We start from the raw sequence: 25,493 nt of genomic DNA on the forward strand, positions 1-25,493 counted from the left end.
CCGGCCAGGCGGCGCTCACAGGGCTCCTGGTTTCGTCCACCCCGCAAGAGAGAGAGGACGACACCCATGGCCCGTACTGCCCCCGCTGCATCCTTCGAATCGCTCGAAAGCGATCTCGACCAGAAATTCGCCTACCCGGCTTCGAGCAAGACCTACCTGACCGGCAGCCGCCCGGATATCCGCGTACCGCTGCGCACCATCCTGCAAACGTCGACTCGCACCGACAAGGGCGAGATGTCCAATCCGCCGATCCCGGTGTACGACACCTCGGGCCCGTACAGCGACCCGGACGTGCATATCGACCTGAAGGCCGGCCTGCCGGCGGTGCGCGCCAAGTGGATCGAAGAGCGCGGCGACACCGAAGTGCTGCCCGGCCTGTCGTCCGAATACGGCCGCGACCGCGCCAACGACCCCGCCACCGCGCACCTGCGCTTTGCCCAGCTGACCAATCCGCGCCGTGCCAAGGCCGGCGCCAACGTGTCGCAGATGCACTATGCGCGCCGCGGCATCATCACGCCGGAAATGGAATACGTGGCGCTGCGCGAGTCGCTGAACCTGCAGGCGCTGTACGACAAGCCCGAATACAAGGCGCTGCTGCGCCAGCACCCCGGCAACGCGCTGGGCGCCGGCCTGCCGCTGCGTCCGGAAGACATCACGCCGGAGTTCGTGCGCCAGGAAATTGCCTCGGGCCGCGCCATCATCCCCGCCAACATCAACCACACCGAGCTGGAGCCGATGGCGATCGGACGCAATTTCCGCGTCAAGATCAACGGCAACCTGGGCAACTCGGCGGTGACCTCGTCGCTGGCCGAGGAAGTGGAAAAGATGGTGTGGTCGATCCGCTGGGGCGCCGACACCATCATGGACCTGTCCACCGGCAAGCACATCCATGAAACCCGCGAATGGATCCTGCGCAACTCGCCGGTGCCGATCGGCACGGTGCCGATCTACCAGGCGCTGGACAAGACCGGCGGCATCGCCGAGGACCTGACCTGGGAGATGTTCCGCGACACGCTGATCGAGCAGGCCGAGCAGGGCGTCGACTATTTCACCATCCACGCCGGCGTGCTGCTGCGCTACGTGCCGCTGACCGCCGACCGCGTCACGGGCATCGTTTCGCGCGGTGGCTCGATCATGGCCAAGTGGTGCCTGGCGCACCACAAGGAAAACTTCCTGTACACGCACTTCGACGAGATCTGCGAGATCATGAAGGCCTATGACGTGTCGTTCAGCCTCGGCGACGGCCTGCGTCCGGGCTGCATTGCGGACTCGAACGACGAGGCCCAGTTCGGCGAACTGCGCACGCTGGGCGAGCTGACCGCCAAGGCGTGGAAGCATGACGTGCAGGTGATGATCGAAGGCCCGGGCCACGTGCCGCTGCAGCGCATCCAGGCCAACATGGACGAAGAACTCAAGCATTGCTACGAGGCGCCGTTCTACACCCTGGGACCGCTGGTGACCGACATCGCCCCCGGCTACGACCACATCACCAGCGGCATCGGCGCGGCCAATATCGGCTGGATGGGCACGGCCATGCTGTGCTACGTCACGCCCAAGGAGCACCTGGGCCTGCCGGACAAGGAAGACGTGCGCGAGGGCATCATCACCTACAAGATCGCTGCCCACGCCGCGGACCTGGCCAAGGGCTGGCCCGGCGCGCAGCTGCGCGACAACGCGCTGTCCAAGGCACGCTTCGAGTTCCGCTGGGAAGACCAGTTCAACCTGGGCCTCGACCCGGAACGCGCGCGTTCGTACCACGACGCCACGCTGCCGGCCGAGGGTGCCAAGATCGCCCACTTCTGCTCGATGTGCGGGCCCAAGTTCTGCTCGATGAAGATCACGCAGGAAGTGCGCGACTACGCCGCGTCGCTGCCGAAGGACGCGCAGCAGGGCATGGAAGAAAAGTCGATCGAGTTCCTGAAGAAGGGCAGCAAGATCTATTCGTAAGGCGGTAGCAGTACGGGCCCGGCCTCGCAAGCCAGGCCCGCGCATGATCCGCCGCCGCGCAGCGCCCCGCGCGGCGGCACCGATAACAAGGAGGCCGGACGCGGCCGCATGGCGCGCCCGGCACAACACCCTCATGACAGCAGTGCAGTCGTTTGACGTCGCCATCCTCGGGGCCGGCCTTGCCGGCCGCCTGGCCGCCTGGTTGCTGGTCCGCAGCGGCGCCCGCGTGGCGCTGGTGGAGCGGGCCGGCCCGGACGGCGCGGGCTCGGCCGCCTATGTGGCCGCGGCCATGCTGGCGCCGCTGGCCGAGTCGGCCATCGCCGAGCGCCGCATCGTCGACCTCGGCATCGCCAGCGTCGACCTGTGGCGCGCGTGGCTGGCCGAGCTGGCCGAGCCGGTCTTCTTCCAGGAAGACGGCACGCTGGTGGTCTGGCATGCGCGCGACCGTGCCGAGATGTCGCTGTTCACCAGCCGCATGCGCGCCGTGGCGCCGCCCGAACTGGTGGCGCAGCGGCTGCGCGCGCTCGACGGCCAGGGCGTCGGCGAAGTCGAGCCCGCGCTGGCGGGGCGTTTCCCGCAGGGCCTGCTGCTGGCGGGCGAAGGCCAGCTCGACAACCGCGGCGTGCTGCGCGCGCTGCTGTCGTGCGCGGTCAGCGAAGGCGTGCATTGCGTCTGGGAAGCCGGTGAAGTCGATGCCGGGACCTTGCCCAGGCTGGGCATCCGCGCCGACGTGGTGCTGGATTGCCGCGGCCTCGGGGCGCGCTCGGCCTGGCCCGCGCAGCCCGGCGGCGACAAGCCGGGGCTGCGCGGCCTGCGCGGCGAAGTGGTGCGCGTGCATGCGCCCGACGTCAAGCTGCACCGGCCGGTGCGCCTGCTGCATCCGCGCTATCCGATCTATATCGCGCCCAAGCCCAACGACCTGTATGTGATCGGCGCCACCGAGCTGGAAAGCGAGGACGATTCGCCGATGAGCGTGCGTTCCGCGCTGGAGCTGCTGTCGGCGGCGCATTCGCTGCACCCGGCCTTCGGCGAGGCGCGCGTGCTGGAGCTGAACGTGCAGCGCCGCCCGACCCGCCCCGACCACCTGCCGGCGATCCGCGTCGACCAGCGCGCACGCGTGGTGCGCGTGAACGGCCTGTACCGCCACGGCTTCCTGATCGCCCCGGCGGTGACCGAGGCCGCCTGCGCGGTGGTCGGCGCGCTGCTCAAGGGCGATCCCGCCGCGCATGCCGTGCCGGCCGCGCTGCGCTGGCCCGGTATGATCGAGGCGGTGACCGAAGCGCCGGCGCCCACCGTTGGCGCGCGCTCCGGAACGCTGCACTAACGCAAGACTGACATGGATATCCTGCTCAACGGCCGACCGCTCGCGCTTGCCGCATCCGCCACGCTGGCGGACGCGGTGACCGCGGCGCAGATCGCGCCCCCCTTTGCCGCGGCGGTCAACGGCCAGTTCGTGCCGCGCGCCGCGCACGCCAACACCCCTCTTGCGGCCGGCGACCGCATCGACCTCGTGCAACCCGTGACGGGAGGCTGACCCATGACCTTCGAACCTTCCGCAACCGTGCGCGACCCGTTCGTGCTGTATGGCGAGTCGTTCGGCTCGCGCCTGTTGCTGGGCACCGCGCGCTATCCGTCGCCGGCCACGCTGGAAGCGGCCGTGCAGGCCTCCACCCCGGCCATGATCACCGTCGCGCTGCGCCGCCAGGGCGCGGTCGGCGACGGCGAGGGCGGCCAGGCGTTCTGGCAGATGCTCAAGGCGCTGGACGTGCCGGTGCTGCCCAACACCGCCGGCTGCTTCACCGCGCAGGAAGTCATCACCACCGCGATGATGGCGCGCGAGGTGTTCGAGACGCCGTGGATCAAGCTCGAGCTGATCGGCGACGACTACACGCTGCAGCCCGACACGCTCAACCTGCCCGCCGTCGCCGAGACGCTGATCAAGGAGGGCTTCAAGGTGCTGCCGTACTGCACCGAGGACCTGGTGCTGTGCCGCCGCCTGCTCGACGTCGGCTGCCAGGCGCTGATGCCGTGGGCCGCGCCGATCGGCACCGGCCGCGGCGCGGTCAACCCGCACGCGATGCGCGTGCTGCGCGAGCGCCTGCCCGACACCCCGCTGATCGTCGATGCCGGCCTGGGCCTGCCGTCGCATGCGGCGCAGGTGCTGGAGTGGGGCTACGACGGCGTGCTGCTCAACACCGCGGTGGCGCAGGCCGCCTACCCGGTCGACATGGCGCGCGCCTTCGCGCAGGCCGTGGCCGCGGGCCGCACCGCCTACCTGGCCGGGCCGATGCCCGAGCGCGAAGTCGCGCAGGCCAGCACCCCGGTGGTCGGCATGCCGTTCTGGCACGCCAGCGACACGGAGCAGCGCGCATGACCCGCCGCCCCGTGCACGCCCCCAGCGACGGCCCGCTGCGCCAGGCGGTGCTGGAACATTACGGCGACACCTTCGGCGTCGACGACAAGCCGTGGCAGGCCTGGCACCTGCAAGACGCGCCGGCGCAGCCCGGCGCCCACGATGTGCTGCTGTCCGATGGCGAAGCCGACGCCGACACCATCGCGCGCGTTGCCGCCGCCGGCGCCACGCTGGTCGAGACCGACCGCGAGGGCGGCCAGTGGGTCGACACCGTGCGCTCGCCGATGGGCACCTGGGTGTTCTCCGTCGCGGCCGACTCCGGCCAGCCGCATTCGCCCGCCTTCGTCGCGGTGCTGCTGGCCTGCCTGTCGCTGCATTTCCCGGCCCACGACGCGCTGTGCCTGGCGCGTGCCTGGGCCCCGGGCTCGGCCGACTGGCCCTCGGATTTCGCGCGCTTCCCGCACGTGCGCCACGCCGCGCTGGTCGCGCCCGAGCACACCGCCGCACCGTTCGCCCCGTGCCCCGCGCTGGGCCTGTACGTGGTGGTGCCCAGCGCCGACTGGATCGAGCGCCTGGCGCCGCTGAACGTGCCGACGCTGCAGCTGCGCTTCAAGTCCGACGACGCCGCCGCGGTGCGCGCCGAGATTGCCCGCGCGGCGCGGGCCGTGCAGGGCGCGTCGTCGCGCCTGTTCATCAACGACCACTGGCAGGCGGCGATCGACTACCGCGTTGCCCACGGCGGCGAACAGAGCGGCGTCTACGGCATCCACCTGGGCCAGGAAGACCTGGACCACGCCGACCTCGACGCGATCCGCGCGTCCGGCCTGCGGCTGGGCGTGTCCACGCACGGCTACGCCGAGATGCTGCGCGTGGCCGCGATCCGCCCGAGCTACCTGGCGCTGGGCGCGATCTTCCCGACCACCACCAAAACCATGCCGACCCAGCCGCAGGGCATGGGCCGCTTCCGCGCCTATGTGAAGCTGATGCAGCCGGTGATCCCGTCGCTGGTCGGCATCGGCGGCGTCAACGCGGCCAATATGCGCGAGGTGCTGGCGGTAGGCGTCGGCAGCGCCGCGGTAGTGCGAGCCGTCACCGAAGCCGACGACGTGCCGGCCGCGGTGGCCCATCTCGTCAGCCTGTTCCCGGCCGCCTGAGCGCGCCATGGCGCGAACCGCCGCGGCCCCGCGCATCCGCCTCGCGGTGGCCGACGACCTGCCGCGGCTGCCCGAGATCGAGCTGGCCGCGGCGGCACTGTTCCCCGATGCCGATCTGCCGGCGCTGCTGCGCCTGGTCAGCACGCCCGATTCGGCGCTGATCGCCGCGCAGCGCGATTCGCGGCTGTGGGTGGCCGAGCGCCACGGCGAACTGGCTGGCTTCGCGCTGGCCAGCCGCAATGGCGAATGCGCCTATCTCGATGAAATGGACGTCCATCCGGACCATGGCCGCCGCGGCCTCGGGCGGGCGCTGGTGGGAGCGGTGCAGGGATGGGCGCGTGCGGGCGGGTTGCGCTCGCTCAACCTGACAACGTTCGCGCATTTGCCCTGGAATGCGCCGTTCTATGCCTCGCTCGGCTTCCGGCAATTGCGCGAGGACGAGCTTTGTCCGCTGCTGGCCGCTGCGCTGGCGGCGCAGCGAGCGGCGGGATTGCGGCAGCGCGTGGCGATGCGGCAGGTGCTTTGAGCAGCAACTCTGCGGTGCCATACTAGTGAGCCTCAATGGAGGCCACCTTGATCGTCCTGCGGCTCCCGAAACAGATTGAACAGCGACTGAAAGCGCTTGCCAGGCGTACTGGCCGGAGCGAAACGTTCTACGCTTGCCAGGCCATCATCCGTCACCTGGATGATCTCGAAGACCTGCATTTGGCACACATGGTCGTCCGTCGACTACGCAATGGTGAAGAATCAACGGTGACTCTCGATGTTCTGGAAGCGGGACTGAGCGAGCCAGGCTGCGCGAAGCCCCCGGAGGGCGCCCGGCTGACCCAAGATTTGTGCGACATTCGCCCAGCCGCCGGAACCGAACCGTACCCCGCCGCTATGATGTCGGGCAGCATTCCCCGCCAATCACCCAGCGTCCCGACCATGTCCGCCCAGCCCCCCGCAATCATCCCCGCCGCCCCGGGCACGCCCGAAAAGCCCTACTTCGGCATCGATGTGCCGCTGATGCGCTATTTCGGCCTGCAGCCGGAGCTGATCGAAGAGGGCTACTGCCGCACGCGGCTGCCGGCGCACCCGCAGCTGGTGAACAGCCGCGGCGACGTGCATGGCGGCACGCTGATGGCGACGCTGGACTTCACGCTGAGCGGCGCCGCGCGCTCGCATGCGCCCACCGAGACCGGCGTGATCACCATCGACATGTCGACCCACTTCCTGGCCGCCGCGCGCGGCGAGCTGATGCTGGAAGCGCGCTGCCTGCGCCGCGGCGCGCGCATCGCGTTCTGCGAAGGGGAAGTCAAGGATGCCGACGGCAACGTGGTGTGCGTGGCGCGCGCCGCGTTCAAGCTGGTGCCGCTGTCCAGCGGCGGTAACTGAGCGGTAACTGAGCGGCAACTGAGCGGCAACTGAGCGGCAACTGAGCGGCACGTGCGCGCGGGCCGGGCCGCTCAGCCCAGCGCGCGCGGCGCGAAGGCGTGGTTCAGCGGACCGTTGCCGCTGCCCAGCCGCAATCCGGCGCCGGCCGCGATGGCCTGCGCCACATAGTCCAGCGCGGTGCCCACCGCCGCCTCCAGCGCATCGCCGCGCGCGAGCTGCGCCGAGATCGCCGCCGCCAGCGTGCAGCCGGTGCCGTGCAGGTTGCGGGTAGCGACGCGCGGATGCGTGAACACGCGCACGGTCCCATCCCTCAGCATCAGCATGTCGTCCAGCCCGCCGGCGCTGCCGGTCGCGCCATCGTCTTCCAGGTGGCCGCCCTTGAGCAGCACGGCCGGGCAGCCCAGCGCGATCAGATCGGCGGCGGCCTGTTCCATGTCGGCGCGGCGCGCGATCCGCCGGCCCAGCAGGTAGGAGGCCTCGGGCAGGTTGGGCGTGACCAGCAGCGCGCGCGGGAACAGCAGCCGCACCATGGCCTGCGTGGTGGCATCGTCGGACAGCGTTGCGCCCGAGGTCGAGATCATCACCGGATCCACCACCAGCTTGCGGATGCCGTGCCGGTCTGCCGCCGCGGCCACTGCCTCGACGATGGCGGCGGTGCCCAGCATGCCGGTCTTGGCCGCGTCCACGCCGATATCGCTGGCCACCGCATCGATCTGCGCGGCCACCATTTCGGCCGGAATGGCGTGCACGCCGGTCACGCCCAGCGTGTTCTGCGCGGTGATCGCGGTGATCGCGCTCATGCCGAAGCAGCCCAGCGCGGAAAAGGTCTTCAGGTCGGCCTGGATGCCGGCGCCGCCGCCGGAGTCGGAACCGGCGATGGTCAGGGTGCGGGGTGGCGTTGGGTTCATCTCTGGGGAAATCAAGGAGGGCCGGTGCGCAAGGCGTCCGGGCACGCTACAATACCGCCACTCGTGCGACACGCACTCTCGTGTCCGGGTAGCTCCAACGTAAGGAGCATCGACCTTTGTTGGGACAAGGTGGCGGCCTCGGCTGACACCGTCCAATCCCAACCATTTCTTGCTTAGACAAGCCGAGCCGCAAGGTGAGGTAAGTCAATCGGTGCAATGCCTGCCGGCTTTTCGGTAGGGATTGTAGCTTGCTTTTGCTGGTCAACAGCCAGCCATCGCCCAAGGCGGGGACGCTCGCCTTCGGGCGAATTCGCCTTGACACCTTCCCAGCGGGAAGGCGTCTGCGCACGTCTCTGTTGCATAACTGCCACACGAATTAAACCGATCTATTGGATCGGCATCGCGTCTTGGACCGACTGCAGCCACTGCGCTCGTACGTTCGGTAAGCGCTCGCCATTACGGGAGCACATAAGTAAGGACTGAGGCCCGGAGCGTAAAGCTCTACGCGTTATGGTTCGGTCGAGCACGCCCGAGAGGGCGCCTTGATAGAGAACCCGCTATGCGACTAGCGGTAGCCTAGGGGGACATGCGTCACTGGTAACGGTGGGGTGTGAAGCTTCCCTGACAATGTAGCCCCCGTAAGGGTGCCAATGGACCGTGAGGTCCGTAGGTAGCAAACCGAAGCAGCATCGGTTGAGGAGCTAGGCTGGCTGGTATGGGCAACATATGTGAACTGCTGATAAACGTCGTGAGTATTACGGTGCCAAAGCTGATGATAGGCACTCACCAAAAGGTACGTGGCTGGATACTCCGCTGAGTGGTCGGAGTACGTCGTCGTTAAGCCACCGGCGAAGAGGCAGGTCCTAACCCAGTCGTGTAACGCGTGGGGAACGTGGTAAGCCCGTATGGCTGCCAGAGTGCAGTTTGGCTCAGGCAGGCGAACCGCAAGGAACGCTGTCGGCTGTGCGGGTATGGGAGGTTGGAAAAAGCGAATGCCGGGTTGTAATGATCCGGATAGGGATTGAAACATCATCCCACGCGAAAGCGGGCAGACTTCCAACTGGTCTACTCGTCGCAAGACGACTGACTGAACTCGCTTGTTTAATTTTTCTTCCCTTGAGGGGCAACACGTCCCTCAAGGGGCGTGCTGTCTCTTGATGTTGGGGGAGATCCTCAAGATAGGAGGGCAGCATGGAAGCATTGATCCGCGAGGATGAATCTGCGCCTTCCGGCATTCCGCAAAAATGGGGCGACATCGATTGGCGCCGCATTGAACGGAATGTTCGAGTAATGCAGATTCGAATTGCGAAGGCAACACAGGAAGGGGATTGGCGCAGGGTGAAAGCCCTGCAAAGGTCCTTGACCCGCTCGTTCTCCGCCAAGGCATCGGCGGTGCGGCGAGTGACGATGAACCAAGGTGCGCGGACGGCGGGAGTCGACCGCGTGAAGTGGGAAACGCCTGAAGTCCGGTGGGAAGCCATTGGACGGTTGAAGCGCCGGGGGTACAGGCCACTGCCATTACGGAGGGTCTACATCCCCAAAGCCAACGGTAAGAAGCGCCCCCTGGGCATTCCGACCATGTTGGACCGAGCCATGCAAGCGTTGTATCTGTTGGCGCTGGAACCGGTGTCTGAAGGGACGAGCGATCCGAACTCGTATGGGTTTCGGATCAATCGTTCGACTCACGATGCTATGCGACAGCTGTTCGCCTCCCTAGCCCTGAAGGCCTCGGCACAATGGGTATTGGAGGCGGATATCAAAGGGTGCTTCGATCACATCAGTCATGCCTGGCTGGAGCGCAATGTCCCCATGGACAAAGCCATCCTTCGGAAGTGGCTGCAAGCTGGTGTGGTATTTGAAGGCCAGTTTCAGGCGACCGACGCCGGAACACCACAGGGAGGCATCATCTCCCCGACTCTGGCAAACGTGGCGCTGAACGGGTTGGAAGAGCAACTGACCGCAGCCCTCAAGGCGAAGTTAGGGGCTCACAATCTGCGAAGGCACAAGGTAAATGTTGTGCGCTATGCGGACGACTTCGTAATCACCGGCAATACGCCGGAGGTGCTCGAAAACGAAGTGAAGCCGTGGGTGGAACAGTTCCTCGCTGTCAGGGGGCTGACACTATCGACGGAGAAAACGCGGATCGTAAATATCGCCGAAGGCTTTGATTTCCTTGGGTGGAATTTCCGGAAGTACTCGGGAAAGCTGCTCATCAAGCCGAGCAAGAAGAACGCGCAAGCGTTCTACCGCAAGGTCAAAGGAGTCATCAGTGCGAAGAAGGGAGGAAAGCAAGAGGATCTGATCCGACTGCTGAACCCGATGCTCAGAGGCTGGGCGCAATATCACAGTCCAGTGGTGGCAAAGGCAATGTTCACCAGAATGGAGCGCATGGTTTTCCAGGCTCTGTGGCGGTGGGCAAAACGGCGACATCGAGGAAAGAACGCCGAGTGGGTGCGGAAGCGGTATTTCGTAACCATCGGCAATCGGAACTGGGTGTTCGGTACCACAACAGTGGATAAGAGAGGTAATCCCTTCTGGTTGGAGTTATACCCGCTCGCGGGCACGCCGATCAGGAGGCACACGAAGGTCAAGGGGGAATACAACCCCTTTGATCCGGCTTGGGAAATGTATGGCGAAAAGCTGCGACAGGAACGCATGCTGCAAAGCATGTCGCACCGCAAGCAGTGGATCAGGCTGTATATGTCCCAGCGGGGTTTATGTGCGCTGTGTCAGTGCAAGATGACCAAAGAGACGGGGTGGGATGACCACCACATCGTGCCGCGCGTTCTTGGCGGTTCCGATGCTCTAGGAAATCGCGTGCTGGTGCACCCGGGTTGCCATGTTCAAGTTCATCACCACGGCAGAACCGTTGTGAAGCCGGTGTTCGATTTATTCGATTCACTTTGTTGAGGCTTGAGCCGTATGCGGGGAAACCCGCACGTACGGTTCTTAGGGGGGAGTGTCACCAGCGATGGTATACTCCTACCCTCCCGAGGAGCGTTGCAACGGATGGAGGCCTGCGAAGCACATCGCGCGGCCGGCGGCACAGCCGCCCCATGCCATCCGCCAGGCTCGGACTGTCTTCAACGGCGCTCGCTGATCCGTGGTTTCGCACGGAGGCGAGTCGACCTATCCGCGTGCTCCGCATGTGCCCTTGCGCCATGCCTCGGCCGCCAGATTCCCATACTCGTCACCTGCATGCCACTCTTCACCGGGAGTGAAACATGAACGCTGTGACCGACCTGAAGCAAGACTATCTCGTCGCCGACATCAACCTGGCCGGCTGGGGCCGCAAGGAAATCGCCATCGCCGAGACCGAGATGCCCGGCCTGATGGCGATCCGCGACGAGTTCGCCGCCGCGCAGCCGCTCAAGGGCGCGCGCATCGCCGGCTCGCTGCACATGACGATCCAGACCGCCGTGCTGATCGAGACGCTCAAGGCGCTGGGCGCCGACGTGCGCTGGGCCTCGTGCAATATCTTTTCGACGCAGGACCACGCCGCCGCCGCGATCGCCGCGGGCGGCACGCCGGTGTTCGCGTTCAAGGGCGAGTCGCTGAAGGAATACTGGGACTTCACCCACCGCATCTTCGACTGGGCCGATGGCGGCACGCCGAACATGATCCTCGACGACGGCGGCGACGCCACGCTGCTGCTGCACCTGGGCGCGCGTGCCGAGAAGGACGAGTCCGTCATCGCCAAGGCCACCAGCGAGGAAGAAACCTACCTGTTCGCCGCGATCAAGGAAAAGCTGGCCAAGGACCCGGGCTGGTACAGCCGCAACCTGGCAGCGATCCGCGGCGTGACCGAGGAAACCACCACCGGCGTGCACCGCCTGTACCAGATGGCGCAGAAGGGCGAGCTGCGCTTCCCGGCGATCAACGTCAACGACTCGGTCACCAAGAGCAAGTTCGACAACCTGTACGGCTGCCGCGAATCGCTGGTCGACGGCATCAAGCGCGCCACCGACGTGATGATCGCCGGCAAGGTCGCCGTGGTCGCCGGCTACGGCGACGTGGGCAAGGGCAGCGCGCAGGCGCTGCGCGCCCTGTCGGCGCAGGTGTGGGTCACCGAGATCGACCCGATCTGCGCGCTGCAGGCGGCGATGGAAGGCTACCGCGTGGTGACCATGGACTATGCCGCCGAGCATGGCGATATCTTCGTCACCTGCACCGGCAACTACCACGTCATCACCCATGAGCACATGGCGAAGATGAAGGACCAGGCCATCGTCTGCAATATCGGCCACTTCGACAACGAGATCGACATCGCCTCGATCGAGAAGTACGAGTGGGACGAGATCAAGCCGCAGGTCGACCACGTCAAGTTCCCCGACGGCAAGAAGCTGATCATCCTGGCCAAGGGCCGCCTGGTGAACCTGGGCTGCGCCACCGGCCACCCGTCGTACGTGATGAGCAGCTCGTTCGCCAACCAGACCATCGCGCAGATCGAGCTCTGGCAGGAACGCGACAGCGGCAAGTACCCGGTCGGCGTCTACACGCTGCCCAAGCACCTGGACGAGAAGGTCGCGCGCCTGCAGCTGCGCAAGCTCAACGCGCAGCTGACCGAGCTGACCGACCAGCAGGCCGCGTATATCGGCGTGAAGAAGGAAGGGCCGTACAAGGCGGATCACTACCGCTATTGATTCGGTTCGCCTTCTGCACTCGCCGTGCTCCCCTCTCCCGCTTGCGGGAGAGGGAAGCAATCCTCCGCCAAGGAAGCCAACCAAGGAGCCGTCATGAGACTACTGGTCGTCTGGATCATCAACGCCGTTGCGCTGTTCGTCTTGCCGTACATCATCCCGTCGATCCACATCAAGAGCTTCGGCTCGGCGATGCTGGCGGCGCTGGTGCTGGGTCTGGTCAATACGCTGATCCGTCCGATCCTGGTGCTCCTGACCTTGCCGGTCACGCTGCTGACGCTGGGGCTGTTTATCTTCGTCATCAACGCGCTGCTGTTTCTGTTCGTCGGCAACCTGCTGTCGGGCTTTACCGTCGGCGGCTTCTGGGCGGCCTTGCTGGGCTCCATCCTGTACAGCGTGATCTCGTGGCTGCTGGCCAGCCTGCTGCTGGGCAACCGCGACGACTGACCCTAATCGCGCGCCGCGCCAACGCGGCGCGCCACCATCATGCAAGACCGCTACTTCAGCTTTGAATTCTTCCCGCCCAAGACGGCGGAGGGCACCGAGAAGCTGCGCAACACGCGTGCGCAGCTGGCACCGCTCAAGCCCAAGTACATCTCGGTGACGTTCGGCGCCGGCGGCACCACGCAGCAGGGCACGCTCGACGCCGTGCTGGAGATCCAGCGCGAAGGCATCGAGGCCGCGCCGCACCTGTCGTGCGTGGGCTCGTCGCGCGAGAGCATCCGCGCGATCCTGCAGCAGTACCGCGACGGCGGCATCCGCCATATCGTCGCGCTGCGCGGCGACATGCCGTCGGGCATGGGCGAGATCGGTGAATTCCGCTACGCCAACGAGCTGGTCGAGTTCATCCGCGCCGAGACCGGCGACTGGTTCAATATCGAAGTCGCGGCGTACCCGGAGTACCACCCGCAGGCCAAATCGCCGCGCCATGACCTCGACAACTTCGTGCGCAAGGTCAGGGCCGGTGCGGATTCGGCGATCACGCAGTACTTCTACAACGCCGACGCGTACTTCCGCTTCGTCGACGACGTGCGCGCGCTGGGCGTGGAAGTGCCGATCGTGCCGGGCATCATGCCGATCACCAATTACTCGCAGCTGATGCGCTTCTCCGAGATGTGCGGCGCCGAAGTGCCGCGCTGGGTGGCCAAGCGGCTGGAGAGCTTCGGCGACGACCGCGAATCGATCCGTGCCTTCGGGCTGGACGTGGTCACGGCGCTGTGCGAGCGGCTGCTGGCCGCGGGCGTGCCGGGGCTGCATTTCTACACGCTCAACGCGGCCGGCGCGACCAAGGCAATCTGGCAGCGGCTGAAGCTGTAAGGGCAATGCTGAAGGAGAGAGCGGTTTTGGGTGCTCCCAAGCCGCCCGAACTAGCCTAAGCAAGGTGTTCCCCCTCTCCCCTCATGGGGAGAGGGCCGGGGTGAGGGGTGGTTTGGCCAGGAACCACATCAAGCGGGGCCAACGGTGCTTACCCACCGGCCTCAGCCTTTGACACGCCCGCCCTCACCCCCGACCCCTCTCCCGCAAGCGGGCGAGGGGAGCTTGCTGCGGGCGTATATGGTGGCGCCACGCTGCCGGGAATCGATGCCATACTCGCCCCATGGTCACCGCCACCTTCCGCTTCTACGAGGAACTGAACGACTTCCTCGCGCCGGACCAGCGCCGGCGCGACCTGTGCTGCGTGTGCGCGCGCGCCGCCACGGTCAAGCACATGATCGAGGCGCTGGGCGTGCCGCATACCGAGGTCGAGCTGATCCTGGTCAACGGCGAGTCGTGCGGGTTCGACCGGCAGTTGTGCGATGGCGACCGGGTCTCGGTCTATCCCAAGTTCGAGCGCATCGACGTCTCCCCGCTGCTGCGGGTACGCGAGCAGCCGCTGCGGGTGATGCGCTTTGTCGCCGACGCGCACCTGGGCGGGCTGGCGCACCTGCTGCGCATGACCGGCTTCGACACGCTCTACGACAACCATTTCGAAGACAGCGAGATCGAGCGCATCGCGGTCGACGAGGGCCGCATCGTGCTGACGCGCGACCGCGAGCTGCTCAAGCGCCGCGGCATCACGCACGGCTGCTATGTGCGCGCGCTCAAGTCGCGCCAGCAGGTGCGCGAGATCTTCGCGCGGCTGGACCTGGCGCGCAGCGCGCGGCCGTTTTCGCTGTGCCTGGACTGCAATGCGCCGCTGCGCGGGCTCGATCCCGCCAGTGCCGCCGGGCGCGTGCCGGACGGCGTGCTGGCGCGCCACCGCAGCTTCGTGACCTGCGACCGCTGCCGGCGCGTGTTCTGGGAAGGCTCGCACTGGCGCTGCATGCGCGCGCTGGTCGATGAACTGGTGCAGGGCGCCGGGCCCGCGCCGGGCTAGAACGCCCCCGACTCCGTCACGATCCAGTCCATGGCGATGTCGTGCGGCTGCGCCTGCAGCGCAATGCGGCAGGCGTCGTAGCCGATGCCGATGGCCACCGGCCGCTGTGCCAGCGCCGCCAGCGTGCGGTCGTAGAAGCCGCCGCCATAGCCCAGGCGGAACTTGTCCGGGCTGAAACCGACACAGGGAATGATCAGCGCATCCGGCATCGCGGCGTCGGTGCCGTCGGGCACCGGGATGCCGTAATGGCCGGTGGCCATGGGCGTATCCGGCGTCCACAGGTGGAAATCCAGCGGCGTGCCGGGGCGGCTGACCGAGGGCAGCGCGGCATGGCGGCCGGGCACCGCGGCCAGCCACTGCGCCACCGCGGCGCGCGCGTCGAACTCCTGCTGGATCGGCCAGTAGAAGCCCAGGCAGCGCACCGCCAGGCCCGCCAGCAGTTCAGACAGCGCGGCGGCGATGCGTGCATCGGCCTCGGCGCGCGCGGGCAGCGCGGCGCGCTGCGCCAGCAGCTGCGCGCGCAGCGCGCGGCGGTCGCCGGCAGGGATGGAGCTAGTCGCGGGAATGGAAGACATGGCGTGGGATAATGCCCTCGTCCGAACCAACACGGACGGCGAAGCCGCGGTTTCCGGCACACGGTGCAGGCGCCGGCGCCGCCGTCATCGACAAGGAAGAAGAATGCTGAAGGGAGTATATCTGCAGCGTGCAGGGCGGGCCGCCTGGATCGCGCTTGCATGTGCATTGCTTGTCACGCCGGTCCACGCGCAGAAGCGCCCGCAGCCGGTGTCGCGCGCGCCGTCGACGGTCATCCCCAGCGATCCCGACGAAGCCTTCACCGCGCTGCGCGAAGCCGCGCGCAAGAACGACGTGGAACGCGCCTACGCGATCTCGGCGACGCTGGTGGATTACCCGGTGCCGTCCTACGTCGAGTACTTCCGCATCAAGCCGCAGCTGTTCGACGCCAGCGGCCTGGCCCGCATCGACGCGCCGGACGACCAGGTGCGCGTGTTCCTGCAGCGCTACAAGGGCGACGCGATCGCCGACCGCATGCGCAACGACTGGCTGCTGGTGCTGGGCAAGAAGCGCGACTGGGCCAATTTCGATGTCGAGTATCCGCAGTTCGCGCTCAAGGACGATACCCAGGTCGAGTGCTATGCGCTGCTGTCGCGCGCGCTCAAGGGCCAGAACGTCGCCGCCGATGCGCGCCACGTGCTGAGCGACCCCCGCTACTACGGCGAGGGCTGCGTCGACCTGATCGGCTACCTGGTGCAGAGCCAGCAGATCCAGCGCAGCGACGCGGCTTTCCAGGCGCGCCTGGCGCTGGAGCAGAACTACGTCACGCTGGCCGGCAAGATCGCCGCGCTGCTGCCTGATGCGCGCGTGGACAGCGATACCCTTGCCACCATCGTCAAGATGGCGCGCTCGGATCCGGCGCAGGCGGCGGCCTACCTGTCCACGGCGCAGGGCACGCTGTCGCGCGACGAGCAGGGCGCGGCCTGGGGCGTGATCGGCCAGTTCGCGGCCAGGAAGCTGTTGCCCGAGGCGGCCGGCTACTACCGCCGCCAGATGGACCTGGGCGGCAACCAGTGGCTGTCCGACGACAGCCAGGAATGGCGCGTGCGCGCCGCGCTGCGCCAGGGCGACTGGAAGCAGGTGCGCCAGGCGGTCGAGCTGATGCGCCCGGAGCTGCGTGCCAAGGACCCGGCCTGGACCTACTGGTACGGCCGCGCGCTCAAGGCCGACGGCCGCGACACCGAGGCCCAGCAGAACTTCCAGCAGATTGCCGGCCAGTTCAACTTCTACGGCCAGCTGGCCAGCGAGGAGCTGGGCAACCGCATCACGCTGCCGCCGCGCACCACCGTTACTGACGCCGAGGCCATGGCGATGCGCGCGCGCCCCGGTTTTCAGCGCGCGCAGAAGTTCTACGCGATGAACCTGCGCTTCGAGGGCAACCGCGAGTGGAACTGGGAGCTGCGCAATATGAGCGACCGCGAGCTGCTGGCCGCGGCCGAATATGCGCGCCGCCTCGAATTGCTCGACCGCACCGTCAACTCGGCCGACCGCACCCGCAACGAGCATGACTTCGCGCTGCGCTTCCTGATGCCGTACCGCGACATCATGCAGCGCGCCACCGACGAGGTCGGCCTCGACATGGCGTGGGTGTACGGCCTGATCCGCCAGGAATCGCGCTTCATCATGAATGCGCGCTCGTCGGCGGGGGCGCATGGCCTGATGCAGGTGATGCCGGCGACGGCAAAGTATGTGGCGCGCAAGATCGGCATGAGCGACTTTTCGCCGTCGATGATGGGCGATCCCACCATCAACATCCAGCTCGGCACCAACTACCTGAACATGGTGCTGACCGACCTGGACAGCTCGTGGACGCTGGCCTCGGCCGCGTACAACGCCGGCCCGGGCCGGCCCAAGGCCTGGCGCAGCACGCTGACGCGGCCGGTGGAAGGCGCGATCTTTGCAGAGACCATCCCTTTCAACGAAACGCGCGGCTATGTGAAGAATGTGCTTTCCAACGCTACGTACTATGCTGCATTGATGAGTGGCCGGCCGCAGTCGCTGAAGTCGCGCCTGGGCATGGTCACGCCGTCGGCGGTGACCACCACCAGCCTGCCCTGAAGCCGTCGCTTCTGGTGCGCCTGCCCCGGCATGGGGCGGGCACGACGGGCCTGCCGGCGTAGCGCCGCGGGCCCGGGCTGGCGCGGGTGCCGCGGCGTGCGGTTCTTTCCTGGCACGGAGGCATCATGCAGACCAGCAACGTCCTCGTCATCGGTGGCGCCGGCTTTATCGGCAGCCACCTCGTCTCGCGCCTGGCCGGCGCCGCGTCGGCCTCGGGCGCGCCGCTGGAACCCGGCGCCAATCCCGATTCCCCCATCGCCCCGGACCGCATCGTGGTCGGCACGCGCAATGTCGAGCATGCGCAGCACCTGCTGCTGCTGCCGCGGGTCGAGGTGGTGGAGCTGGGCCTGGCCGACAATGCCGCGCTCGACGATGCGATCGGCTCGCTGGGCGTCGACGGCATCGTCGTCAACCTGGTGGGCGTGCTGCACGGCGAGCGCGCCGAGCCCTACGGCGAGGCCTTTGCCAGCGCGCATGTGGAACTGGTGCGGCAGATCGTGGCGTCTTGCCTGTCCACGGGCGTGCGCCGGCTGTTGCATATGAGCGCGCTGGGCGCCGACAGCAACGGGCCGTCGATGTACCTGCGCAGCAAGGGCGACGGCGAGCGCATCGTGCGCGCCAGCGGGCTCGACTGGACCATCTTCCGGCCCTCGGTGGTGTTCGGTCCCGACGACCATTTCCTGAACCTGTTCGCCCATATGCAGCAGCTGGCGCCGGTGGTGCCGCTGGCGTGCGCGCATGCGCGCTTCCAGCCGGTGTTCGTGCAGGACGTGGTGCAGGCCTACGTGAACGCGATGGTCAACCCGGCCACCATCGGCCATGGCTATGAGCTGGGCGGGCCGCAGGTCTATACGCTGGAAGAGCTGGTGCGCTTTGCCGGGCGCGCCTCGGGCCATCCGCGCCCGGTGATCGCGCTGCCGGATGCGCTGGCGCGGGTGCAGGCCGCGGTCATGGAGCACATGCCGGGCGAACCGCTGCTGTCGCGCGACAACCTCGATTCGATGCGGCTCGACAACGTGCTGGAACGCCCGATGGCGCCCGAGCTGAACCTGCAGCCGGTGCACCTGGAGTCGGTCATGACCGACGCGCTGTCCGGGCGCAACCGCGATGCCGCGCTGACGCACATGCGCGCCAGCGTACACCGCTGAGGCGCGCGCCGCGGTGCGGGCTATGTGACCGGATTTCATATCGGTTGCGAGTGCAATTCACTTTGACGCGGGCGGCCGCGCTGGCAAAATGACTGGTCCGGCGCGCGGCTGCCCCGCCGTCCGTGCCGCCTCTCTCCCTCCGTTTCCTCCCCCAAGGACCCCGCGATGAAGCTCGTCATCGGCAACAAGAACTATTCCTCCTGGTCGCTGCGCCCCTGGCTGCTGCTGCGCCAGGCCGGCATTGATTTCGAGGAAGTGCAGGTGCGCCTGTTCACCGGCAGCTTCGCCGCCGAGATCGCCCGCTACTCGCCCGCGGGCAAGGTGCCGGTGCTGCTCGACGGCGACGTCACCGTGTGGGATTCGCTGGCGATCTCCGAATACGTGGCCGAGCGCTTCCCCGACAAGCAGCTGTGGCCGGCCGACCCCGCGCAGCGCGCGGTGGCGCGCGCGGTCTGCGCCGAGATGCATTCGGGCTTCGTCAACGTGCGCAGCCAGTTGCCGATGAACGTGACCGCGGTGCTGCCCGGGCGCGGCTGGAACGTGGCGGTGCAGCGCGAAGTGGAGCGGATCGCCGCGATCTGGGACGGACTGCGCCAGCAGCATGGCGCGCGCGGGCCGTTCCTGTTCGGCACCTTCACCGTCGCCGACGCGTTCTTTGCGCCGGTGGTGAGCCGCTTCGCCACCTACGGCATCCACCTGCCGGACGAGACCGAAGACGCCAAGGCCTACGCCGATTTCATGCTGGGGCTGCCGGCGATGCAGCAATGGATTGCCGGCGCGCGCGAGGAACGCGACTTCCTCGCCGACGACGAACCGTACCGCCTGGCCCCCGACCGTGCCGATGCGATCATCGTCAACCACTAGCGATCAAGCCGGCACCGGGCCTGCAAGCCGTGCCGGCGCCTGACGAGGCCACAACCATGCAGGTGTATGCCGTCGGCGGCGCGATCCGCGACGAACTGCTGGGCAAGCCCAGCCAGGACCGCGACTACGTGGTCGTCGGCGCGACCCCGGCCGAGATGGAAGCCACCGGCTATCGCCCGGTCGGCAAGGATTTCCCGGTGTTCCTGCATCCGCGCACGCAGGAGGAGTACGCGCTGGCCCGCACCGAGCGCAAGACCGCGATGGGATACAAGGGCTTCGCGTTCTACTGCGAGCCCGATGTCACGCTCGAGGACGACCTGGTCCGGCGCGACCTGACCATCAACGCGATGGCGCGCGCGGTCGATGCGGATGGCAACCTGACCGGCCCCGTGATCGATCCGCACGGCGGCCAGCGCGACCTGGCCGCGCGCCTGTTCCGCCATGTCTCCGACGCCTTTGCCGAAGACCCGGTGCGCATCCTGCGGCTGGCGCGCTTTGCCGCGCGCTTCCACGACTTCAGCGTCGCCGCCGAGACCATGCGCCTGATGCGCGAGATGGTCGCCGCGGGCGAGGTCGATGCGCTGGTGCCCGAGCGCGTGTGGCAGGAACTGGCGCGCGGGCTGATGGAGGCGCGGCCATCGCGCATGTTCGAGGTGCTGCGCGAGTGCGGCGCGCTGGCGCGCCTGCTGCCCGAGCTGGAGCGGCTGTGGGGCGTGCCGCAGCGCGCCGACTTCCATCCCGAGGTCGATACCGGCGTGCACGTGATGATGGTGATCGACTGCGCCGCCGCGCTGGGCGCGCCGCTGCCGGTGCGCTTTGCCGCGCTGGTGCATGACCTGGGCAAGGGCACCACGCCCGAAGACGTGCTGCCGCGCCATCTCGGCCACGAGCTGCGCAGCGTCAGGCTGCTCGAAGCGGTCTGCGCGCGGCTGCGCGTGCCCAACGATTGCCGCGACCTGGCGGTGGTGGTGGCGCGCGAGCACGGCAATATCCACCGCTCGCTGGAGTTCGGCGCCGCCGCGGTGGTGCGGCTGCTGGAGCGCTGCGATGCGCTGCGCAAGCCCGCGCGCTTCGCCCAGGCGCTGCAGGCCTGCGAGGCCGACAAGCGCGGGCGCAAGGGCTTCGAGCACAGCGACTACCCGCAGGCCGCGCGCCTGCTGGCGGCGCGCGACGCCGCGGCGTCGGTCGATGCGGGGGCCATCGCGCGCGCGTGCGCGGACAACGTGGCGCAGATCAAGGACCGCGTCCATGCCGCGCGGGTGGCGGCGGTGGCGCAGCGCCTGGGGACCCAGCCGGGCGAGTAAGCCCGTGCCGGCTGCCCCGTCGAAGCCGCTACAGCAGCTTGCCGATCACCAGCGCGATCAGCGAGATCAGGATCGTCGACGCGAACGGCAGCACGAACTCGCGCCCGAACACGCGGAAGCGCACGTCGCCGGGCAACCGGCCCAGCCCGACCTTCTGCAGCCACGGCAGCGCCGCGGACAGGATGATCACGCTCAGGAAGATGGTCAGGGTCCAGCGCAGCATGGCGGCTCCGGTGCCGTTACAGGGCGTGGCAGCGGTCGCCGCACGCAAAGCCGGTCAGCGGCTCGCTGTCATCCAGGCCGCGCTCCAGCCCGCGCGTCAGCGCGATCACCTTGAACAGCTCGCCCATCTCGGCTTCGGACAACAGCTTCTGCACCGCATTGGCCTGCGGCAGGAACGTGCGCGCGTCGGACGGGTCCAGCGTCATCAGCAGGTCGGTGATGCCGGCGTTCATCAGGAAGCGCGCCTGCGAGGCAAAGCCCGCCACGGTCAGCCCCGCCTCCACCGCGGCATGCGCGATGCCGCTGAAGTTGACGTGCGCGGTGATGTCCTGCAGGCCGGGGTACAGGAACGGGTCCGGGTGCGCATGATGGCGGTAGTGGCACATCAGCGTGCCGCCGGCGCGCTGCGGGTGGTAGTACTCGGCGGCGGGGAAGCCGTAGTCGATGAAAAAGGCCGCGCCGCGCGCCAGCATCGAGCCGACCGCGCGCGTGAAGCCCTCGGCCTCGGCATGGGTCTCGGTGACCAGGTCGTGGTCGCCGGGGATGGCGCGCAGCGCCTCGGGCACGTCGGCATCGGCCAGCGGGCGGTCTTCGAAGCGGAAGGCGGATGCGCCGCGGTCGGCTTGCACCGTGGCGCGCGCCACGCCGCGCTCATGCCAGCTGCCGCCGCTGCGCGCATACAGCTGCACCGGCATCGCATCCAGCACTTCATTGCCGACGATCACGCCTTCGAAGGCGGCCGGCAAGGTATCGAGCCAGGTAACGCGCTCGGCAAGATGCGGTGCGCGCCGGGCCAGCGTGTCCTGCTGGCGCGCGCGCAGTTCGCCCGACAGTTCGACGATGGCGTAGGTGTCCGGCAACTGGCCTTCCTGCTCCAGCCCCAGCAGCAGGTCCGCCGCGAGCCGGCCGGTGCCGGCGCCGAATTCCAGCAGGCGCGGCAGCCCCTGCGCCAGCAGCGGCGCGAACTGGCGCGCCAGCGTGCGCGCGAAGAAGGGGCTCAGTTCCGGTGCGGTGATGAAGTCGCTGCCGTCGCGGGCATCGCGCCCGAACTTGGCCGAGCCGCCGCTGTAGTAGCCCAGGCCGGGCGCGTACAGCGCCAGCGCCATGTAGCGGTCGAAGCCGATCCAGCCGCCGGCCGCATCGATCGATTCGCCAATACGGGCCGTAAGGGTATCGGAGGCGGCCTGCGCGTCGGCGGGGGGAAGGGGTAAACTAGCGGCTTTCTGCATCCTGCGATTGTAGCAATGCCCGCCTCCAAGATTTCCGCCGGCCAGACCGGTACCCAGCCAGCCGCGGCCCGCGGCGTGGCGCTCGTGACCGGCGGCGCGCGCCGCCTGGGCCGCGCCATCGCGCTGGAACTGGCGGCGCAGGGCTGGGACGTGGCCGTGCACTGCCATCGCTCGGTCGACGAGGCCGAAGCGCTGGCCACGCAGATCCGCGCGCTCGGCCGCCGCGCCGCGGTGCTGCGCGCCGACCTCGCTGACGAGGCTGCCACCAGCCGCCTGGTAGCCGACTGCACCGCCGCGCTGGGCGTGCCCACCTGCCTGGTCAACAATGCCTCGCTGTTCCAGTACGACGTGGCGACCAGCTTCTCGTATGCGTCGCTGGATACGCATATGCGCACCAACGTGGCCGCGCCGCTGCTGCTGGCGCGCGAGCTGCACAAGGCCCTGGCGGCCGCTGCCGGCAACGACAAGGCCGCCGAGCCGCGCGGCGTGGTGATCAACCTGCTCGACCAGAAGCTCGACAACCTGAACCCGGACTTCCTGTCGTACACGCTGTCCAAGGCCGCGCTGCAGACCGCCACGGTGCAGCTGGCGCAGGCGCTGGCGCCGCGCCTGCGCGTGGTGGGCGTGGCTCCCGGCATCACGCTGGTGTCGGGCGAGCAGTCCGAGCAGAGCTTCCGCCGCGCGCACCGCGTGACGCCGCTGGGCCAGTCGTCCACGCCCGAGGACATCGCCCAGGCGGTGGCCTACCTGGCGCAGGCGCGCGCCGTGACCGGCACCACGCTGTATGTCGACGGCGGCCAGCACCTGATGCCGCTGGCGCGCGACGTGATGTTCCTGACCGAGTAAGCTGGAAGCCAGCAACCGAATACCGTAGTGCCTGATGTGCCGCGCCCGCCGGGCGCGGCTTCCTTTTTCCCCTCAGCAGCCCGCTCATGACCATGCTCGCCGCCCTTTCCCACCCCAGCCTGCAAGACTGCCGACGCATGTTCCTGCGCAACTACGAAGTGCAGATCAATATCGGCGTGCACGAATTCGAGAAGAAGGGCGAACAGCGCGTGCTGATCAATATCGACCTGTTCGTGCCGCTGGCGCAGAGCACCCCGCAGGCCGACAAGCTCGACGAAGTGGTCGACTACGATTTCATGCGCAACACCGTGGCCGAGCGCATGGCGCAGGGCCACGTGCACCTGCAGGAAACGCTGTGCGACGACGTGGCCCGCGCCATGCTGAAGCACCCCAAGGTGCGCGCCGTGCGTGTCTCGACCGAGAAGCCCGATGTCTACCCGGATTGCGATTCGGTCGGCGTCGAGGTATTCCACATCAAGCAGGCCTGAGCCGCCAGTGCCTGCGCGCCTGCAGCTTGCGGGCGCCTGACGTAAAATGTTGCCCCTTCGCGCCGCGCCGGCCATTCCATCCGGCGGGCGCCACGCAACAGGATGCTCCATGAGCCACTCGAACAACTTCTACCGCCTCGAGACGAGGCTGCAATCGCAAACCGGCAAGGCCATCGGCGACTTCGGCATGATCGAGGACGGCGACACCGTGCTGGTCTGCATGAGTGGCGGCAAGGACTCGTACACCATGCTGTCGGTCCTGATGGCGCTGCAGAAGCGCGCGCCGATCAAGTTCAAGCTGATCGCGATGAACCTGGACCAGAAGCAGCCCGGCTTCCCCGAACATATCCTGCCGCAATACCTGAAGTCGGTCGGCGTGGAATATGTAATCGTCGAGGCGGACACCTACTCGATCGTCAAGGAGAAGGTGCCCGAGGGCAAGACCACCTGCTCGCTGTGCTCGCGCCTGCGCCGCGGCGTGATCTACCGCACCGCCAAGGAGCTGGGCGCCAACAAGATCGCGCTGGGCCACCACCGCGACGACATCGTCAACACCTTCTTCCTGAACATGTTCTTCGGCGGCAAGATGAAGGCGATGCCGCCCAAGCTGGCCACCGACGACGGCGCGCATATCGTGATCCGCCCGCTGGCGTACTGCTCGGAGAAGGACATCGCATCGTATGCGCGCGCGATGGAATTCCCGATCATCCCGTGCAACCTGTGCGGCTCGCAGGAAAACCTGCAGCGCAAGAAGGTCAGCGAGATGCTGCAGGAGTGGGAGCGGCAGAACCCGGGCCGCATCGATAATATCTTCTCGGCGCTGCGCAACGTGGTGCCGTCGCACCTGGCCGATACCGAGCTGTTCCCGTTCACCGGGCTGGCCACCGGCCTGGCCAAGGTGGACGAGGCCTCGCTGTTCGGTGAAACCACGTTCCAGCAGCAGCCGCTGATGTTCGCCGGCAGTGTGGAAGAGAACCGGATGGAGTTCGTGCGCTTCGAGCGTGCGCCGGCGGCTGCCGCGGCACCGGCGCAGCAGGCCGGCACACAGTAAGCTGCCGACAGCGCAACCTTGCCGGCGGTTTGCTCCCCTCTCCCGCCCGCGGGAGAGGGCGCACACAATCGGTCTTCGGTCTCCCTAGTTCGCCGCCGCCGACTGCACCGGCGGATTGGCCTTCTCGCGCATCAGCGCATGCGTGTCGTCGATCCACTTCTGGAAGCGGTCCTGCGCGTGCGCCTTCTGTTGCGGCGTGGTCATATTGGCGATGGCCACGGTCAGCGCGATGCCGGCGTTATTGCCGGCTTCATGGCTGGCCGCGTGCCGGGCCGGCGGGTTCTGCCAGTATTCGCGGAAGCGGCGCAGCAGGTCCATCACCTGCGCCTTGGGCGGCTGCGTGGCCTGCACGTAGCGCACCATCTTGATCCATTCCTGCTGGCGCGCGACGCGCTCGGCATAGCGCGACTCGGCGTTCTGCACCACCGGCCCCACCTTGACGCGGATCGCCTTCTCCTGATCGGGAGAGAAGCCGCCGTAGATCAGCCGGGCGTATTCCATCACCTTGTCGAAGCGCGCTTCCTCGCGCTCGGCCGGGTCCGCGTTGAGGAATTTCTTGCGGTACTTGGCGTTGCCCTCGGCAAACTTCTTTTCCATGCGCGCGATCTGGTCGGGTGTGAGCGTCAGCAGCAGGTCGGCCATGTCGGGCATGGCCTGCTCGAAGGAGCGGCGCGCCAGTTCCTGCGAGGCGTCCTGGAAGTGCGCGACCATCGCCGGGGTGACCGGCTGGCGCACGTCGGCCTTGGCCTCCTGCAGCAGGTTGGCGATTTCCGGCAGCTGCGCCTTGCGATGCCAGGCAAAAAAGCGCGCGATGGCCTCGCGCGTCAGCGGCTCCTGGGCCGTGGTAACGTCGACATAATTGTCGATCCACCAGTACGCCAGCCGGTCGCCCTGCTGGTAACCCAGCTTCATCGCGCTGCACGCGCACAGGGCCGCGGCGCCGAGAATCATCAAAATACGCCGGGCCCAGCAATT

The 25,493-nt window shown here is 67.7% G+C and carries 24 protein-coding genes, 1 pseudogene and 1 riboswitch; of the genes and pseudogenes, 20 read left to right on the forward strand and 5 right to left on the reverse strand.

Translation table 11 applies throughout. The features are described from left to right. Nucleotides 1–66: 66 nt before the first annotated feature. From thiC to CBM2594_RS02275, 8 genes and pseudogenes are all read left to right on the forward strand, one after another. Complete coding sequence (gene thiC, locus CBM2594_RS02240; protein ID WP_116355417.1) at nucleotides 67–1,947, forward strand: phosphomethylpyrimidine synthase ThiC; 1,881 nt, start codon at nucleotides 67–69, stop codon at nucleotides 1,945–1,947. Between the two features lie 133 nt (nucleotides 1,948–2,080). After that, on the forward strand, nucleotides 2,081–3,271 hold the full coding sequence (locus CBM2594_RS02245) for an FAD-dependent oxidoreductase (protein ID WP_116355418.1): 1,191 nt from the start codon (nucleotides 2,081–2,083) through the stop codon (nucleotides 3,269–3,271). A gap of 12 nt (nucleotides 3,272–3,283) precedes the next feature. Next, nucleotides 3,284–3,481, forward strand: coding sequence for a sulfur carrier protein ThiS (thiS, locus tag CBM2594_RS02250; protein WP_116355419.1), 198 nt, complete (start codon nucleotides 3,284–3,286; stop codon nucleotides 3,479–3,481). A 3-nt stretch (nucleotides 3,482–3,484) separates the two neighbouring features. Further along, nucleotides 3,485–4,321 carry a thiazole synthase gene (locus CBM2594_RS02255; protein ID WP_116355420.1) on the forward strand — a complete coding sequence of 279 codons (837 nt, stop codon included), beginning with the start codon at nucleotides 3,485–3,487 and terminating at the stop codon, nucleotides 4,319–4,321. Continuing rightward, nucleotides 4,318–5,454, forward strand: a complete 1,137-nt coding sequence (locus CBM2594_RS02260; protein ID WP_116355421.1) for a thiamine phosphate synthase — start codon at nucleotides 4,318–4,320, stop codon at nucleotides 5,452–5,454. The genes CBM2594_RS02255 and CBM2594_RS02260 overlap by 4 nt, the downstream gene beginning before the upstream one ends. A gap of 7 nt (nucleotides 5,455–5,461) precedes the next feature. Then, entirely contained in the window at nucleotides 5,462–5,980 is a 519-nt protein-coding gene (locus CBM2594_RS02265; RefSeq protein ID WP_116355422.1) for a GNAT family N-acetyltransferase, read from the forward strand. A 35-nt stretch (nucleotides 5,981–6,015) separates the two neighbouring features. Beyond that, nucleotides 6,016–6,174: pseudogene (gene relB, locus CBM2594_RS27190) on the forward strand (type II toxin-antitoxin system RelB family antitoxin); the annotation flags it as partial. Nucleotides 6,175–6,381: 207 nt separating this feature from the next. After that, nucleotides 6,382–6,831, forward strand: a complete 450-nt coding sequence (locus CBM2594_RS02275) for a PaaI family thioesterase (protein ID WP_116357656.1) — start codon at nucleotides 6,382–6,384, stop codon at nucleotides 6,829–6,831. A gap of 71 nt (nucleotides 6,832–6,902) precedes the next feature. On the opposite strand, the gene thiD is transcribed toward CBM2594_RS02275, so the two are convergent. Continuing rightward, nucleotides 6,903–7,739, reverse strand: a complete 837-nt coding sequence (gene thiD / locus CBM2594_RS02280) for a bifunctional hydroxymethylpyrimidine kinase/phosphomethylpyrimidine kinase (protein WP_198048086.1) — start codon at nucleotides 7,737–7,739, stop codon at nucleotides 6,903–6,905. Nucleotides 7,740–8,930: 1,191 nt separating this feature from the next. Here thiD and ltrA point away from each other — a divergent pair. From ltrA to CBM2594_RS02305, 5 genes are all read left to right on the forward strand, one after another. Continuing rightward, the gene (ltrA, locus tag CBM2594_RS02285; RefSeq protein ID WP_116355424.1) at nucleotides 8,931–10,649 is read left to right on the forward strand and encodes a group II intron reverse transcriptase/maturase; all 1,719 of its coding nucleotides are present in this window, start codon (nucleotides 8,931–8,933) and stop codon (nucleotides 10,647–10,649) included. Between the two features lie 76 nt (nucleotides 10,650–10,725). Beyond that, nucleotides 10,726–10,841: riboswitch (S-adenosyl-L-homocysteine riboswitch) on the forward strand. Nucleotides 10,842–10,963: 122 nt separating this feature from the next. Further along, nucleotides 10,964–12,382, forward strand: coding sequence for an adenosylhomocysteinase (ahcY, locus tag CBM2594_RS02290; protein WP_116355425.1), 1,419 nt, complete (start codon nucleotides 10,964–10,966; stop codon nucleotides 12,380–12,382). 93 nt (nucleotides 12,383–12,475) lie between these two features. After that, entirely contained in the window at nucleotides 12,476–12,826 is a 351-nt protein-coding gene (locus tag CBM2594_RS02295; RefSeq protein WP_116355426.1) for a phage holin family protein, read from the forward strand. Between the two features lie 39 nt (nucleotides 12,827–12,865). Then, nucleotides 12,866–13,696 (forward strand): methylenetetrahydrofolate reductase [NAD(P)H], encoded by an 831-nt coding sequence (gene metF, locus CBM2594_RS02300; RefSeq protein ID WP_111521693.1) that lies wholly within the window; start codon nucleotides 12,866–12,868, stop codon nucleotides 13,694–13,696. 280 nt (nucleotides 13,697–13,976) lie between these two features. After that, nucleotides 13,977–14,735 carry a Mut7-C RNAse domain-containing protein gene (locus tag CBM2594_RS02305; RefSeq protein WP_116355427.1) on the forward strand — a complete coding sequence of 253 codons (759 nt, stop codon included), beginning with the start codon at nucleotides 13,977–13,979 and terminating at the stop codon, nucleotides 14,733–14,735. On the opposite strand, the gene CBM2594_RS02310 is transcribed toward CBM2594_RS02305, so the two are convergent. Beyond that, nucleotides 14,732–15,310 carry a 5-formyltetrahydrofolate cyclo-ligase gene (locus tag CBM2594_RS02310; RefSeq protein WP_116355428.1) on the reverse strand — a complete coding sequence of 193 codons (579 nt, stop codon included), beginning with the start codon at nucleotides 15,308–15,310 and terminating at the stop codon, nucleotides 14,732–14,734. The genes CBM2594_RS02305 and CBM2594_RS02310 overlap by 4 nt on opposite strands. A 103-nt stretch (nucleotides 15,311–15,413) precedes the next feature. On the opposite strand from CBM2594_RS02310, the gene CBM2594_RS02315 reads away from it, so the two are divergent. The 4 genes from CBM2594_RS02315 to CBM2594_RS02330 all read left to right on the forward strand — a co-directional run bounded on the left by CBM2594_RS02315 (nucleotide 15,414) and on the right by CBM2594_RS02330 (nucleotide 20,682). Further along, on the forward strand, nucleotides 15,414–17,366 hold the full coding sequence (locus CBM2594_RS02315; protein WP_116355429.1) for a lytic transglycosylase domain-containing protein: 1,953 nt from the start codon (nucleotides 15,414–15,416) through the stop codon (nucleotides 17,364–17,366). Between the two features lie 125 nt (nucleotides 17,367–17,491). Continuing rightward, entirely contained in the window at nucleotides 17,492–18,514 is a 1,023-nt protein-coding gene (locus CBM2594_RS02320) for a complex I NDUFA9 subunit family protein (protein WP_116355430.1), read from the forward strand. Nucleotides 18,515–18,679: 165 nt separating this feature from the next. Then, nucleotides 18,680–19,378, forward strand: coding sequence for a glutathione S-transferase family protein (locus CBM2594_RS02325; RefSeq protein WP_116355431.1), 699 nt, complete (start codon nucleotides 18,680–18,682; stop codon nucleotides 19,376–19,378). Nucleotides 19,379–19,434: 56 nt separating this feature from the next. Next, on the forward strand, nucleotides 19,435–20,682 hold the full coding sequence (locus tag CBM2594_RS02330; protein ID WP_116355432.1) for a multifunctional CCA addition/repair protein: 1,248 nt from the start codon (nucleotides 19,435–19,437) through the stop codon (nucleotides 20,680–20,682). A 28-nt stretch (nucleotides 20,683–20,710) separates the two neighbouring features. Here CBM2594_RS02330 and CBM2594_RS02335 read toward each other — a convergent pair whose 3' ends face one another. Then, entirely contained in the window at nucleotides 20,711–20,905 is a 195-nt protein-coding gene (locus CBM2594_RS02335) for a DUF2905 domain-containing protein (protein ID WP_012351539.1), read from the reverse strand. Nucleotides 20,906–20,921: 16 nt separating this feature from the next. After that, nucleotides 20,922–22,133 carry a class I SAM-dependent methyltransferase gene (locus tag CBM2594_RS02340; RefSeq protein ID WP_116355433.1) on the reverse strand — a complete coding sequence of 404 codons (1,212 nt, stop codon included), beginning with the start codon at nucleotides 22,131–22,133 and terminating at the stop codon, nucleotides 20,922–20,924. 15 nt (nucleotides 22,134–22,148) lie between these two features. On the opposite strand from CBM2594_RS02340, the gene CBM2594_RS02345 reads away from it, so the two are divergent. The 3 genes from CBM2594_RS02345 to ttcA all read left to right on the forward strand — a co-directional run bounded on the left by CBM2594_RS02345 (nucleotide 22,149) and on the right by ttcA (nucleotide 24,518). Beyond that, the gene (locus CBM2594_RS02345; RefSeq protein WP_116355434.1) at nucleotides 22,149–22,979 is read left to right on the forward strand and encodes an SDR family oxidoreductase; all 831 of its coding nucleotides are present in this window, start codon (nucleotides 22,149–22,151) and stop codon (nucleotides 22,977–22,979) included. Between the two features lie 86 nt (nucleotides 22,980–23,065). Next, nucleotides 23,066–23,467: a dihydroneopterin aldolase gene (locus CBM2594_RS02350; RefSeq protein ID WP_011614433.1), complete on the forward strand. Its 402-nt coding sequence runs from the start codon at nucleotides 23,066–23,068 to the stop codon at nucleotides 23,465–23,467. Between the two features lie 109 nt (nucleotides 23,468–23,576). Continuing rightward, nucleotides 23,577–24,518: a tRNA 2-thiocytidine(32) synthetase TtcA gene (gene ttcA, locus CBM2594_RS02355; protein ID WP_116355435.1), complete on the forward strand. Its 942-nt coding sequence runs from the start codon at nucleotides 23,577–23,579 to the stop codon at nucleotides 24,516–24,518. 84 nt (nucleotides 24,519–24,602) lie between these two features. Here the strand turns inward: ttcA and CBM2594_RS02360 are convergent, their stop codons facing one another. Further along, complete coding sequence (locus CBM2594_RS02360; protein ID WP_232346544.1) at nucleotides 24,603–25,469, reverse strand: DUF6279 family lipoprotein; 867 nt, start codon at nucleotides 25,467–25,469, stop codon at nucleotides 24,603–24,605. Between the last annotated feature and the right edge of the window lie 24 nt (nucleotides 25,470–25,493).

Origin of the sequence: Cupriavidus taiwanensis (genome assembly GCF_900249755.1) — a bacterium.
In the GTDB taxonomy this organism is placed as follows: Bacteria; Pseudomonadota; Gammaproteobacteria; order Burkholderiales; family Burkholderiaceae; genus Cupriavidus; species Cupriavidus taiwanensis_D.